Genomic DNA, 14,683 nt, shown 5'->3' on the forward strand with positions numbered 1-14,683 from the left:
TAGAGGGTTAGGGGCTAATGCCCAGATTGCTGCTGACAGGCTGGCTGCTAACCTGCTCACAGCAGGGGACGAATGGCTGATCTGCCACTTTTGCTAGCTCCACCGAGTCAAGCAGAGTTCTCCAGCCTCTCATGAAACTGGCGTTTTGAGGATTGGCGCGACGCAGCTCGGCGAGGGATGTAAGCGCATCGTGCCAGATGCCAGCGGACGCATAGATAGTGGGGCGATCGCGGAGCGAGGCTGTTTCTAACCGAGCCAGCAGAGCTGCTTCTGGCTCAACCCGTTGAATCCAGCCCTCAGTATAAGGATCACCTGATCGATCGACATCGTCACAAATTAGGGAGAAGTACCAGTGATAGTCCTTCCCGACTTCTAGGGGTGGCATCCCGGCATTTTCAGGCAGGCTCAGGCTAATCACCCCTGATGCACCCGTTACCTGAAACCGAGTGCGATATAGCTCATTGTCGTTCTCATCTAACAGCACAAACTCCGCTGCTTCGGGCTGCACATCAGGAATGTACCAAAAAAAAGTTGGATACTCCGCAATCGTTTTACCAAAGTTAGTGTCAGGCATGAGAGCTGTCAGACGCTGGCTGCTGCTGAGGCAATCTCCACGAGTGCCCCCTCCTTCGCGACGACCGGGCAAGCCACGCTGAGGAGGAATGTACTCTTGAGCTAGGGTCACTGTGGGCAGGGCAGCCAGCCATATTCCTACCGCCAGCATGAGAGAAACAGGGAAACGGTTAAGCAAAAAAAGGGGGCGATGCATGACTCTTACTTCTCAGAACGGTTTTGTTGGCTTATCGGTGTTTTGAGCAGTCTTGATCAAGTCGGCAGAATGCATTGAGTGCGCATGGATAGAGCCACTGGCAATGCTAGCGAGTTTATTCGCTCTGGGCAGTAGTGCAGCACTGAGCAAAGGCAGCTTCAGCGATGTGATTGAGTCCAACCGAGTTGAGTAGAGTTGACCACTGAGTTGTAAAAGTTTGGCTGGTGGGTGTAGTGTGCAGCGCAACCAGGCTGGCGAATGCGTCATACCAGATGCCTGACTGGGCATAGAGGGCAGGAAGTTCTGCTGGAGTGGCATTTGCCAGGGCAGTTTCTAGGGCAGCGGTAGGTTCAACGCGCTGAATCCAGCCGTCCATGACGCGATCGCCAGAACGATCGCCTAAGTTGCAGGTTAAGCCAAAGCTCCACTGATATGGTTTGCCAGGTTCCAGAGCAGACGCGCTATCAGCAGGCAGCGTGACGCTAACCACATTAGCGCTGTGACTTGGTTGAAAGGTGGTGCTGTAGACTTCGTTACCTTGCTCATCCAAAAGCATAAAGTCGGCTGCTACGGCTTTCTCGGCGTAAAGCTGAGGAATGTAGAAGAAAAAAGTAGGGCGTTCTGAAGTGGTGTAGCCAAAATTTTCAGCCGGAGTCAGAGCAGTAGGCAATTCTTCTACCGATGACTGGGAGGAGGATTGGGTTGGGTTGGCTACCGCTAACTCATTCCAGCAGCCGCGGGTACCCCCTCCTTCTCGCCGTCCTGGTAAACCCACATCTGGAGGGTTGTATTCCTGGGCGATCGCCATCAAAGGAAATCCTCCCACTACTAAGCCGAGTGAAAAAGCACAACAAATCGTGACGAAGATTGGACGAATTTTAGAATTCAGATTTAATCGGTACATGCTAATTCCATCCTATGAACACACAGGGATCGTTTGATGCAGATGGTTTGTTCGAAAAATAAAGATTGATAATGACTGAAGCGATCGCCACAGAGTTGATTCACACTCCCAGTTGATAAAGTTGGGGCTACAACTTGGAGACGGTGCAACGTCTGGGCTGTGAGGATTTGCCTAGCCTTCCGAATTAATGGATAGCGGTTTAATAGGTGACTCAACAACGGCCTCGACGACTCACTATATTTATATCTGCCCCCGTCTGAGCATCAGAACTAGTACGGAGGTGCTTGTTCTATAGATTCAGAGTATTTGCTTTTGTTTCCGTACTAATTTCATCCGTCTCATTCACCTAACTGAGGGTATCAGCAGCGATAACCGTCTTATGGCTCCGATTCCTATTTAAACGCGGATGTTTTAAGTTTCCGGTTTAGCCCGATGAAGATTAGATAAACCAAATACCTATTTTCCTGCTAAGGCTGAGCAGCGATCGCCCCTCTAACCAGAACGATGGTGCGATCCCCATAGCGGGCGATCGCCTCTGGAATATTGCCCTTAATTGCCTGCTGTAACAAGCCCTCGCGACTTGCTCCTAGCACAATCACATCGCAGGCATCTCTGACCGCCAGATGCAGGATGGCTTCTGGGACTGAATGTCCCCAGGCTGGGCAAGCCACCACAGGATAATGCACCTGGCTGCTCAGTTGCTCTACCGCCTGATGCAGCAGCACATTGTCTTCCGCCGAATCTATTGAATTAAATACCTGACAAATTTCGACCGTAGGGGAAGGGCTAAGTGTCGTTAGTGCTGGCAATAGCCGCAAAGCCTGCTGGGAGTTTGGTCCGCCTGCAATTGGCACCAGCCAGTGGTCAAAAGTTCCAGCCTTGCTGAGCTTGATCACCACAACATCGCAGGCAGCCTGTCGCACAACCGTATCTACTGCACTGCCAAACACCCGCCCCGGCGTAGCGGTAGTTCCCTTCCAGCCCATCAAAATCAGGTCGATGTGACGCTCCTTAATCGTCTCCAGCATTGCCTGCGCTGCATCATGGGCAACCCGAATTTGAGTATGAATCGGAATTTGCCAGTCTCGCCCCAGTTGTTCAGTTTGGCGCAGTAAGCGGCGACTGGTGGTTGTCCTGACCATTGTTTCTGCTGGAGAACTGCCGCGCGGCACGATAATCACTTGTAGGCATTCCAGTTCATAATCGCGATCGCGAGCAATAGTTGACGCAATTTTGAGCAGCAACGGAGCCGTTTGAGGATTGCTCAGCGGTACTAGTAGCCGCCCCTTGCCAGTAGCGGGCGATCGCGTCTGATAGACCACATAGGAAGGTTCTGGCTGCGGACCAAACTGCCGGGTTTCGCCATTAAGCTGGTCAGACTCCGCCCGAATAATGTCAGCGCGAGTGATGATGCCAACCAGCTTAGGCCCTTCGGTCACCGGTAAGCGGCTGAGCTTAAACCGATTAAGCAAATAGAGTACGTGGGTGAGTGGATCAGACGGGCTAACCGTGACAGGCTGAGGGGTCATGATATCTGACAGAGTCGCTTCCTCTAGGGCAGAGGGACGACGGGATGGGTCTGCTAGATCGCTCTGGGTGACAATTCCCACGAGCCTGCCATCATCGACAACCGGAAAACCGCGATGGTGCGATCGCGAAAAAGCCTGCACTGCCTCGCTCAGCTTCATCTGGCTAGATAATGTCTCAACCCGCCGCTGCATTAGCGTGGCTGCAGTTAGGTCAGCCCACGGACCAGTATTTGCCGTCACCGTTTCTAGGTGAATGCCATTCCAGGCTAAGAGGCGGCTATAAAGCGATCCCCCAGCAAGGCGATCGGCAATCAGGTAGGCGATCACAGAGCCGATCATCAGCGGCAGCACCAGATTAAAGTCTGTCGTGATTTCAAAAACGATGACAATCGCCGTAATCGGACCTCGTGTAATGGCGCTAAAAAAAGCACCCATTCCTGCTAACGCATAGGTGCTGGCAGGACTGACCCCAACGGGAATTCCTAGGGGAATCCCAATCAGCGTTTCTAACCCCTGGGCCGAGAATCCAACCAAGTATCCCAAAGCTGACCCCAGCACCAACGATGGCGCAAAAAGTCCTCCAGGGGCCCCAGAGCCGTAAGCGACTAGCGTCAGGACAAATTTCACCCAGAAAACCAACAGCGTCACCTGCCAACCCGCCGCTCCAGTACTCAAAAAATCTTGCAGTCCCGTGTCATCTCGCACAGCGGGAGGCAGGAGCATTCCGACCAGCCCAGTAATCAATCCAGCCAGCCCAACCTTCAAGGGCAATCCCAAGTGCAGGGTACGGCGGTAAAAGCTCAAACTGACAAAAATGCCCTGACTAAACAACGCACCTAGCAACCCAGCTAGCAGCCCCAGAACCAAAAAAAAGGGAATGTCTTGCAGCGAAAAACTGACATGAACCTCATTACCCGTGACGATTGAATTAAGGCTGAGTCCTTGTCCACCCAAGAGCCGCGAGACAACAGCTCCAATAAACGAAGCCAGAATGGCAGTACCCAGCGTCAATCCAGAAAAATCTTGCAGGAATTCCTCCACCACAAACAGCACTCCGGCGATCGGGGCATTAAAGCCAGCCGCCAGTCCAGCGGCCGCTCCTGCGGCCAAAAGCTGCCTGCGATATTCGGGTGAAGTAGGAATCCACTGGCTCAGTTGAGCTGCAAGTGCTGCACCAATCTGCACAGTTGGACCTTGACGACCCAGACTTAACCCTGACCCCAGCGCCAAGGTGACGCTGATTAGCTTGACGATCGCCACTCGCAGGTTGAGTGGAATGGGAAAATTTGCTAGTGCCGCTTTTACCTGTGGAATTCCACTGCCTGCGGCTTCTGGGGCTAGACGCTCGATCAGTAAACCCGTTAAACATCCGCCTCCAAGACCGACCAGAGGCAGCGCCCAGAGAAACTGATCGGAAAGGTCAATTCGCCAACCGCTCAGCCAGCTAATTCCTTGCTTGAGCAAAACGGCCGCCAAACCAGAGACAAGTCCAATGACGCAGGCTTCAAAGATAGCGAGACGCTTTGACCCGACCAAAATCTGTCGGAATTGTCTGGGAACGGAAAGATGCCACATCGGCGGGTAGATGAAGGACTAAAAGGGAAGAACGAGCGATGCCGGAAAATTTAATTTTCCTTAAGCTTGCGGATCAGAAACTTCGCACAGCTTGTATACATATCAAAGAGGCAAATTTTCATAAAAACACTCTACCTTCTGTTATTTTTGTTTACCTTATTTGATTACGAGTTGATTTCAACTGTTTTAGAGAGCTTGTATTAAGAGTTTAGAGGGGTTTACTACCTGGGTTGCTACCGGATCTTGAGATGTTTAGAGTGTTCTTTAATCAGTAGAAACTTTACGGCTCGAAAGTCTATCTTGACCTGAGCGGTTGGGAGACAAATTTGCTCAGGTGGGGGCATCTGACTCGTAGTTATCGCTTCAGTGGTGGTTTGGGGTGCTGAAATCACTGAAGGAGTCGCTGTGAGCTGTTTACAAGTTTCACAGAAGTTGATTGTGTTCCTTGTTGTCACCAATAATTGCAGCCGATGGCAGCACGATTGCTTGATGAATCTGCCAGACTTACGGCCTTGTTTCGGTATCGGATTTTAGATACTGAACCAGAGGCTACGTTTGATGCGATCGCCCGTCTGGCGACTCAAATCTGCCAGGTGCCGATCGCCATGGTCAATTTTCTGGTGGACAATTACTATTGGTCAAAGTCAAGCATTGGGCTAGAGTTGCCCGTTAGCCTGGAGCAATCGTTTTGTGCCCATGTGATTCAGCAAGCAGGGATGCTGATCGTACCTGACATGCTGGCAGATGAGCGGTTCAGGCTGCATCCGCTGGTAGCTGGGCATCCCCACATTCGGTCTTATGCAGGTGTGCCGCTGATTACTCCAGAAGGGCTGCCGATCGGCACCTTATGCGTTATGGACTGGGACGTGCGATCGCTCAGTCTAGAGCAACAAGAATCTTTGCAAACCTTGAGCCAGCAGGTTGTTGCTCAACTGGAACTGCGGCGCAAGTCAGTAGAGCTAGAGGAAGCGATCGCCAACCAAACTCAAATCGAAAAGACCGGCGAGACCCGTTCCAAGCGTAAACTGGCTCGCTTGCTGACCAGCATTACGGATGCTTTCTTCACGCTCGACCATAACTGGCGGTTTACCTATCTCAATCCTCAGGTTGAAAAGGCGCTGTTTAGAACTCGAAGTGAACTGTTAGGGCGACGCATTTGGGATGTGTTTCCCGAAACAGTCGGCTCTGTATTTGAGCAAGAATATCGGCGATCGATCGCCCAGCAAACTCCCGTACACTTCGAAGAATTCTACCCGCCTTTAGGAAGCTGGTTTGAGGTGAGGGCATTTCCTTATCAAGAAGGACTGTCCGTTTACTTTCGGGATGTGACGACACGCAAACAGTCGGAGATGGACTTGTTGCAGCGATCGCACCTGTCTGAGTTTATTGCTGCGATGGGAGTACTGCTGGCGCAAGGCGGGGCGCTATCCGAAATTTTGGGACGCTGTACCGAAACCACGATGCAGTATCTTGATGCCACCTTCGTTCGCATCTGGACGTATAACGCTGAGGCAAAACTGTTAGAGCTACAGGCGATCGCCGGACAGCATTCCCACGTCGAAGATTTTTATAGCCGTATTCCTCTAAGTATTTCCATCATTGGCTTTATCGCTCAACTCCGTCAGCCTTACCTGACCAATGATGTGCAAAACGACGTATGCATCGGCGCACGCGACTGGGTGCAGCGCGAAAACCTAGTTAGTTTCGCAGGTTATCCCCTGATTGTTGAAGATCGTCTGGTCGGCGTAATGGCTTTGTTTTGTCGGCAACCGCTGAGCGAAGCGACCCTCAACACCCTCGGCTGGATCGCCAACAGCATTGCCGTGGCGATCGACCGTATCTGGGCGAGAGAAGCCTTGATGAGCCGCCGAGAAGCGTTGTTGTTTCGCCTGGCTAGTCAAATTCGGGAGTCGCTCAACCTGGATGTGATTTTGGGGACAACCGTAAGTGAGGTGCGATCGCTCTTGCAAATCGATCGCTGTCACTTTCTCTGGTGCTGGATGAACGACGATCGCCCCAGTCTGGTTGTCACCCACGAATCTTGCAGTTCTAATTTGCCTAGCCTGCTAGGAGACTGCCCACCCGAAGAGACTGTCCCCCTAGCGGTAAGCATCCTAAATCTACAGATGATTCGGATTGATGATGCTACCAAGGAGCTAGAAAGAGACGCCGAGGTACAAGAGCTACTCAATCGTGGCATTATGGCGCAACTGCTGGTGCCGCTAGAAACGCAATCTAACCAGCTAGGCGCGATTGTCTGTAGCCACAGTCGCGCCCACACCTGGAGCGATAGTGAAGTGGAGCTGCTCCACGCTGTCGTAGATCAGGTGGCGATCGCCATCGAACAGGCAGAACTCTATGCCAAAACTCGCGCTGCCGCCTTTGCCGCTGAGACTCAAGCGAGACAACTGACCGAAGCTCTGCAAAACTTACAGCAAACCCAGTCTCAGCTGATTCAGACCGAGAAGATGTCGAGTCTAGGGCAAATGGTGGCAGGCATTGCCCACGAAATCAACAACCCCGTCAACTTCATCACGGGCAACCTAGTTCATGCCAACAATTACACCAAAGACCTGCTGCAACTGATTCAGCTTTATCAGCAGTACTATCCTGACCCAGCGCCCGAAATTCAAGCTTTGATTCAGACTATTGATATTGAGTTTGTCGCGGATGACCTGCCCAAGCTGCTAGCCTCTATGCGAATCGGGGCAGATCGAATTCGTCAAATTGTGCTTTCTCTCCGCAACTTCTCGCGCCTAGACGAAGCTGCAATGAAGCCAGTCAACATTCACGAAGGCATCGATAGCACGTTGCTCATCCTACACAATCGGTTTAAGGCTTGCGGCAACAGTACGGGCATCCGGGTAATTAAGAAATATGGAGCACTGCCACCCGTGGAATGTTACGCCGGACAGCTTAACCAGGTCTTTATGAATATTTTGAGCAATGCGATCGATGCTCTGGAAAGCCAGCCCGAACCTAAAACGATTACCATTCAAACCGAGTTTACTCCCGACTCACCAACGGTGACCAGGTTATCTGAATCCGGAGCTGAAATAATGCTGGGACAACCAATTGCGACTCAGACGACTTTGACTTCTAGCCTTGACATAGAACAAAACGTTCGGGGAATAGTCACAATCCGCATTCAAGACAACGGCGCAGGAATGGCCCCCAATATTCAGGAGCGTCTGTTCGACCCCTTTTTCACAACTAAGCCCGTAGGTCAGGGAACGGGGCTAGGCATGTCGATTAGCTACCAAATCGTGGTGCAAAAACATGGTGGCAATCTTGAATGCCGCTCTGCTCCGGGTCAGGGTACAGAATTTATCATTCAGATTCCTTCTTCTCCCAGAAACTCCTTGTAAAGCGTGAATTGGTGTTAGACGTTTTCTGCGTCAAAGATTTTGTAACAGGTTTTACCAGATTCTTTAGCGCGGTGCATTGCGACATTGGCATAGTGCAACAGATCTTGCGGCTGATCGTAGCCGTTGCTGAGGGCAATCCCAATACTGGCAGTCACAAAAACCTCATGCCTGTTGAGCGTAAACGGCAGCACTAACCGTTGCTGAATACACTCAACGACCGAAGTAGCCTCACTGATATCGCTAATGTTGTCCAGCAGAATGGCAAATTCGTCATTCCCAAAATGACTGGCGGTATCACCGAGATGGAGGCAATTTTCTAACTCCTGAGCAAACTGACACAGCAGATGATCGCCTGCTGAGTGTCCCAGTTGGTCGTTGATCAGCTTGAACTGATCCAGGTCTAAAAACATCACTGCAAATAGACCGTTTTGCCGCTGCACTCGCTCAGCGGTGTAGGTTAACCGCTCAAGAAAAAGAGTGCGATTGGGCAATCCGGTCAGCCCATCGTGCAAGGCACTGTGCAACAGTTGAGTTTCTGTTTGCTTGCGGTTGGTAATGTCTCTGCTAAAGACAGCTACCCCCGTAATTAGCCCACTGCGATCGAAGATTGGATTAAAAGAAATATCAAGGTAAATAGAAATATCGTTCAAAAAATAATAGTGCTCAGCATCAAAGCGATCGCCCTTCAAAGCGCGGTTGTAGTAGTCAATCCATAACGTTCGTTGCTCAGCAGGCAGGCAATCTATTGCATTCATTCCAGGAGCAAGTTCTACATCAAATGCAAGTAAAAACAGTTGCTTAAACGCCAAATTGAGCGTCAACACCGTGTAGTGTGAATCCACAGACCAGACAGCATCCTGAGTACTTTCAATTAAATTCAGTAGATTTGCTTCGTTTTGACGCAGTGCTTTTTCGGCTTTCTGAAGTCGCTCTACTTTCGCCTGCAAAAGCTGATTGATTTCCTCTAAGTCTGACATTTTTCTTGCCTCTGGATTTGCGATTGAATAAATAGCTCATTTGCAAGCCGATATTCCAAAGCTAAAAACCAAAGGTGAAGAAATTGGGAAGGAAGCTGAGATTTACTGGAGCTTCATGGAAGGCTGCCCTTTATAGCGCTGCGCCCATACTTTAGGACAAGTTTTTGTGTAGAAGCTCCCGCGCAGTTCACGCAAAAACGTTTTAATCAAGGCACGTAGCGCCATACTTTTCCTAGCTTCCCCAATTCCCTCAACCAGGTGGACTAGTGAGGGCGATCGCGTCAGAATAAGGAAGGTATAACTACTTACTTGTTCGACTTAACTTGTTCGGCTTGATTGATTACGGTTTGATCAATGGTGTTAAATCCGCTTCCATCTCCGGCTTCGCTTGCCTCTGGTCGTAATTCGTCTCACCCGTTTGAACTTCAAACTGGGCTTCAAACTTATCGTTGCGATCGCCTCTCTGTAGACTATGACCTGGCGATCGTGGGTGGGGGAATTGTGGGGCTGACCCTAGCCTCTGCCCTCAAGCAAGCGGGGCTAAAGATCGCACTCATTGAAGCACAACCTCGGACTGCTGGACTCGAGCGGCGACGGGCATATCACATCACGCTGACCTCCAGCAAAATTTTTGCCGGGTTAGGACTCTGGGCGCAAATTCTGCCCCAGATCACCACTTTTCGCCAAATTCATCTTGCCGACGCTGACTATCCGGCAGCAGTGCAGTTTCAACCTCAAGATTTAGGGACTGAGGCACTGGGCTACGTGGCAGAACATCGGGTTTTGCTGCAAGCTCTACAGGAGAGCCTGGAAGATGCAGAACAGGTAAGCTGGCTCTCCCCGGCAGAGGTCTTGTCCGCAGACTATCAGCCCGATTGCGTTACACTGACCGTCTCGATGCAGGGAAAGGTTCAATCGATTAAAACGCGGCTGCTGGTCGCAGCCGATGGAACGCGATCGCCCATGCGCCAGCAGGCAGGCATTGGCACTCACGGGTGGCAATATTGGCAGTCGTGCATTACCGCAGTGATTCAACCTGAAAAGCCACACGGCAACATCGCCCGCGAACACTTTTGGGAAAGCGGCCCGTTTGCTACTCTGCCACTTCCCGATAACCGCTGTCAGATCGTTCTTACGGCTCCCCATGCTGAAGCAAAAGCCTTCATGAACCTGAGCGACGCTGAGTTTTTGGCAGAGCTAGACCGCCGCTATGACGGACAACTGGGACATCTGACCCTGGTGAGCGATCGCCTCCTATTTCCGGTGCAGCTGATGCATAGCAATCGCTATACACTTCCCCGCTTAGCGCTAATCGGGGATGCAGCCCATTGCTGCCATCCCGTCGGCGGGCAGGGCTTGAACATGGGAATTCGAGATGCGGCTGCCCTGGCTCAAGTTTTGCAAAGGGCGCACCAGAACGGCGAGGACATCGGCACGTTACGCGTCCTAAAACGCTACGAACGCTGGCGTTGGCTAGAAAATTTAACCATTCTCGGTTTCACTGACCTGCTCGATCGCTGTTTCTCAACCAACTGGGCGCCTCTGCGGCTCAGTCGGCGATTAGGGTTGCGGGTAATGCGTGCTACTCGTCCCCTCAAATGGCTAGCACTCCGACTCATGACTGGATCAAGCGGACGCTTACCAGATCTAGCAAAACCTTCTTAACCATTTACTCCAGAGCACCAAAATTTTCAGATTCCCAATCCCCAATCCCCGCTATGATTTAACCTTGAGTTGATCTTTTGCTTACCTCATTAAAGAGTCTCCAGAGCGATTCGGATATTCTCAACGGGGGAAGTCAAGTCTATTAAGAATTTGGAAGTAGCATTTCTGCACCACCATGTTCCCAGTCCTTGAAACCGTTATCAAAGGCGGCCCAGTCATGGTTCCTATTGTGGGATTGTCGGTCGCGACGATCGCCTGTGCGCTTGAGCGCAGCTGGTTTTGGTATCAGCTCTTGAGCCAGGAAGACCGGATTGTACATGATGTGCTGGATGCAGCCCGCTACGATCTGAATGAGGCTGGGGCGATCGCTGAAAAAGCGCAAACTCTGCCTATTGGACGCTTCCTGCTAGCGCCTTTGCGACTGAGAAATCCCAGCCCTGAAACTTTTCGTCTAGCAATGGAAGCAACAGGCGATAAAGAATTTGTGCAAATGCGAAAGGGTGACAAGCTTTTAGAAACGGTGGTTGCGGTTTCGCCGCTGCTGGGACTGTTGGGTACCGTGACGGGCTTGATTGGCACGTTCAACAACCTCAATATTGGCGGTGGCGGTACTACCCAGCAGGCAACCGCAGCCGCAGCCGGAATTGGGGAAGCGTTGATCACCACTGCGGCTGGAATGGTTGTGGCAATTTTGGCGTTAGCGGTTTTTCGGGTGATGGTGTCGCTTCAGGCGCGGCAAATGGACTACTTTTCGGAAGTGGGCAATGAGCTTGAGCTAATCTATCGTCAGGTCTGGTATGAGCCTGCGATCGCCGATGAAAACTACGTCCCCGCTGCTGCTATGTCGGGTCGCCCTATCGCCGACGGCAACTAAGCTCTAAACTTCAGCTATGTGATTTAACGATCGTCGCCAAACTTCCCAACTGATAGAAGTTGAGCTAACTCCCATGCTAAATTCGCAAACGCATTCTCTCAGAAGATCTGGTGCAAACCTACGTCAGAGCGCTGGATGAAGCAACTTCTAGAGTTGGAAGACGATTAGTGCAAAGGCCCATGAAGTCGATCATCTTGTGAACTAAATCAGGTTTAGTCACGACGAGAATTGTTGAGCCAGCTTCCAAGACCGTGCTGCCATTTGGAATGATCAAATCAGCACAGGAATGGCACTGGTAGCCAATCATCAATGAGCCTTTGGGGAAGCTGGGGTCTTGAGCAACGTGGGCAACGGTACGCCCGGTAATGTAGCAGTTAGCCGGAACCGGCAGTTTTAACACTTCTACCTGCCCCTGCTCAAAGTGCATCATCGACTCCACTTCGGGGTATTCGATCGCATTTGCCATTGTCGTGACAGCCAGGTCAATCGTGCTAATCACATGATTGGCTCCGGCGATGCGGTAGGGTTCAAAGAAATCCTGTTCGCTCATTCGCACGACGATGTGAGGCACCCCGTAGTGCTTAGAAAGCGTCACCATCGCTAGGTTCAAGGCATCGCTGCTGAGCGTTGCTGCGACTGCATCGGCTTTGCGAATTCCGGCTTCTAACAAGACCAAGGTGCTGACCGCGCTGCCCTCAAAGGACATTACGCCAATTTTTTCACGAGCAAATTGGCAGGCAAGGGGATCGGTGTCAATGATGGCAACGGTATGCCCCATCTCTAACAAGTTTTGGGCTAAACGTAGCCCCATCATGCCAGCGCCACCAATGAGGACATACATGTTGATCATCTCCTAAACTTATTCTTTGTTTGATAGGGAAGGTTGGCGCAATTGTTGAATTAAAAGCTGAATTCCTAGAGCAATCAGTCCGAGGGCGGCGATCGCAAAAATTGCAGTCGCTAGTGTGCTTAAGCCAATGACCAAGGTTCTCACTGCAACGGCAATGTTAGTTGCTGTCACGCTGCTCGTGGGCAAGGGTTTTGCGGCAAGCCCTTGAATGATCGCTTGGTTGAGCAGGTAGAGGAGAAAAGCAAGCCCCCCTGCAATAATCGCCCCCGTAAAGCAGCGCAACGGTGTAGGCGGAGTTTCACCCGCAGAGTTTTTATTTTGCTGAGAAGAATCTGGTGAAGGTAGGTCTGCCATAGTGCGTTTGTTATGTTCTACAAATGGTAGTTTTCAAATGATATCGAGCGAGAGCAAAAAAGATTTCGCCCTTACAATTTGCTACTCACCGGGTGTATCAGCGCAGCATGAGGTAGACAAATTTTCTAACTTCCCCGCAATTCTTGCCCGAATGCTACGCCCTTCGAGGATTTACAAGATCAAACAATTTGAATGCCGCCAGCCCTAAACTGCGTCACCCAGGTTTGTAAATCCGGATCAGGCAAAGCAGCCTGAATCTGCTGTTGCAAATGTTTTGCCTCTGCCTGTGACTCAGCCAGGGCAAAGACCGTTGGACCCGACCCTGACATCATTGTCCCTAACGGATTGAACTGCTGTATTGTTTCTCGCAACTGAGCCACCTGCGGGTGGGCAGGCAGGACGACTTTTTCCAAATCGTTGTGCAACAGCTTACCGATTTTGGAACTGTCATGATGCATAATCGCAGCCACAATTTCACCCGCATGGGCACGCTGCTTTGGCGTAGTCGATGTTCCGACAGCGGAACCCGTTGTGGAAACAGGGCTATAGGAATCGCCAAACTGTTTACGATAGGTCTGGTATGCCCAAACCGTCGAAACGCTGAGACTGCGGTACTTGGCTAGCACCGCATAAAGGGAGTTAATGCTGGGCAGCGGTGAAAGCTGTTCGCCTCGTCCGGTGGCGATCGCCGTTCCCCCTGCGATGCAAAACGGCACGTCTGACCCCAACTTTGCCGCCAAATCCTGTAGCTCGCCTTGAGTCAGTCCTAACCCCCAAATCAAATCCAGCCCCACCAGCACCGCTGCACCATTGGTCGAGCCACCCGCCAACCCAGCCCCAACTGGAATGTGTTTGTGAATCGTGATATTTACTCCGCCATACTGCTCAAATGCATCCGGAAACTCTGCTGCCATCAGCAAGGCTGCTTTGTAAGCCAAATTGCTCTCATCAGCAGGCACTTCGGGATGATCGCAGTGCAGCCGAAATTGATCGACCCCATTGGCATTGAGATCGATTCGATCTGCTAAATCAATTCCCTGGAGAACCATTGCCAGCTCATGATATCCATCAGGGCGATCGCCAATAATTTCCAGGTAAAGGTTGATTTTAGCCGGGGCAATCAGGGAGTAGGAGCGCATTGGAAGGATGAGGGATGAAGGATGAGGACGTGATACTAGTCTATTGTCTATCGCGATGGGTGACTAAAGACTAGTTAATTTGCGCTCTTGACCTCATACTGTATTCCTTGTGTGCCACTGATTAGAGTGTGTCATGGCTCGTAATGGAGCTGTTATGCTGCGATCGCCACGCCGAGCAGGGTGAATCTTACAGAGCCCTGTTTAATGGCTGTTGAAGCTGTTGGAGTTCCTCAATTGACCGCCCTATCACACGAGCAATAATTTCAATTGGCAGTCCTTCTCGCAACAAATTGTTAGCAATTTCTCTTTGCTTTCTTACCGCTGCTGCTTCCTGAATAGACTAATAGATCACTGACTTCCACTGACTTCTGCATGGAGAAGTGTTCCGCCACTTAATTTTGGCTTAAATTTAACTAAATTCTGATACTTTGCTAAACACTCAACAACATAACGTTCCTAGTCAGCGGTTGCCAGAAACTTTGCAACGACACAAAGCGGTTTTGGTCAATCCGCTGCACTAGGGTTGTTAGTCCGCAATATACACAGCTTTGCAAACTCGTAAACTTAGGGACTTGCGGGAAAATAGCATACCCGTCACTCTAGAGATGTAGAGTACGGGAACAACTCTGCTATTATGCTAACCCTGCTGACTCTGGAGGGCCTGAAATGCTGTTAGACG

The 14,683-nt window shown here is 51.0% G+C and carries 10 protein-coding genes; 3 read left to right on the forward strand and 7 right to left on the reverse strand.

Going from position 1 to position 14,683, the window contains the following annotated elements; translation table 11 throughout:
• Positions 1-7 precede the first annotated feature (7 nt).
• From H6G00_RS17195 to H6G00_RS17205, 3 genes are all read right to left on the reverse strand, one after another.
• Positions 8-769: a DUF928 domain-containing protein gene (locus H6G00_RS17195; protein WP_190642772.1), complete on the reverse strand. Its 762-nt coding sequence runs from the start codon at positions 767-769 to the stop codon at positions 8-10.
• Positions 770-884: 115 nt separating this feature from the next.
• A complete protein-coding gene (locus H6G00_RS17200; RefSeq protein WP_190642771.1) occupies positions 885-1,673 on the reverse strand; it encodes a DUF928 domain-containing protein in 789 nt (262 codons plus the stop codon).
• A gap of 467 nt (positions 1,674-2,140) precedes the next feature.
• Positions 2,141-4,777, reverse strand: a complete 2,637-nt coding sequence (locus H6G00_RS17205; protein WP_190797695.1) for a chloride channel protein — start codon at positions 4,775-4,777, stop codon at positions 2,141-2,143.
• 470 nt (positions 4,778-5,247) lie between these two features.
• On the opposite strand from H6G00_RS17205, the gene H6G00_RS17210 reads away from it, so the two are divergent.
• Positions 5,248-8,145: a GAF domain-containing protein gene (locus tag H6G00_RS17210; protein WP_199318549.1), complete on the forward strand. Its 2,898-nt coding sequence runs from the start codon at positions 5,248-5,250 to the stop codon at positions 8,143-8,145.
• A 14-nt stretch (positions 8,146-8,159) separates the two neighbouring features.
• On the opposite strand, the gene H6G00_RS17215 is transcribed toward H6G00_RS17210, so the two are convergent.
• Positions 8,160-9,122 (reverse strand): sensor domain-containing diguanylate cyclase, encoded by a 963-nt coding sequence (locus H6G00_RS17215; protein WP_190797696.1) that lies wholly within the window; start codon positions 9,120-9,122, stop codon positions 8,160-8,162.
• A 354-nt stretch (positions 9,123-9,476) separates the two neighbouring features.
• Between H6G00_RS17215 and H6G00_RS17220 the strand changes: the two genes are divergently transcribed.
• Positions 9,477-10,787, forward strand: coding sequence for an FAD-dependent hydroxylase (locus tag H6G00_RS17220; RefSeq protein ID WP_190797697.1), 1,311 nt, complete (start codon positions 9,477-9,479; stop codon positions 10,785-10,787).
• 175 nt (positions 10,788-10,962) lie between these two features.
• A complete protein-coding gene (locus H6G00_RS17225; RefSeq protein WP_190797698.1) occupies positions 10,963-11,661 on the forward strand; it encodes a MotA/TolQ/ExbB proton channel family protein in 699 nt (232 codons plus the stop codon).
• Positions 11,662-11,779: 118 nt separating this feature from the next.
• Here H6G00_RS17225 and H6G00_RS17230 read toward each other — a convergent pair whose 3' ends face one another.
• The 3 genes from H6G00_RS17230 to ispE all read right to left on the reverse strand — a co-directional run bounded on the left by H6G00_RS17230 (position 11,780) and on the right by ispE (position 14,004).
• Complete coding sequence (locus tag H6G00_RS17230; protein WP_190797699.1) at positions 11,780-12,502, reverse strand: TrkA family potassium uptake protein; 723 nt, start codon at positions 12,500-12,502, stop codon at positions 11,780-11,782.
• 18 nt (positions 12,503-12,520) lie between these two features.
• A complete protein-coding gene (locus H6G00_RS17235) occupies positions 12,521-12,865 on the reverse strand; it encodes a DUF3082 domain-containing protein (RefSeq protein WP_190642764.1) in 345 nt (114 codons plus the stop codon).
• Positions 12,866-13,044: 179 nt separating this feature from the next.
• Positions 13,045-14,004 carry a 4-(cytidine 5'-diphospho)-2-C-methyl-D-erythritol kinase gene (ispE, locus tag H6G00_RS17240; RefSeq protein WP_190797700.1) on the reverse strand — a complete coding sequence of 320 codons (960 nt, stop codon included), beginning with the start codon at positions 14,002-14,004 and terminating at the stop codon, positions 13,045-13,047.
• Positions 14,005-14,683 lie beyond the last annotated feature (679 nt).

Source organism: Leptolyngbya sp. FACHB-541 (assembly GCF_014695875.1).
Classification (GTDB): Bacteria; Cyanobacteriota; Cyanobacteriia; order Elainellales; family Elainellaceae; genus JAAUTN01.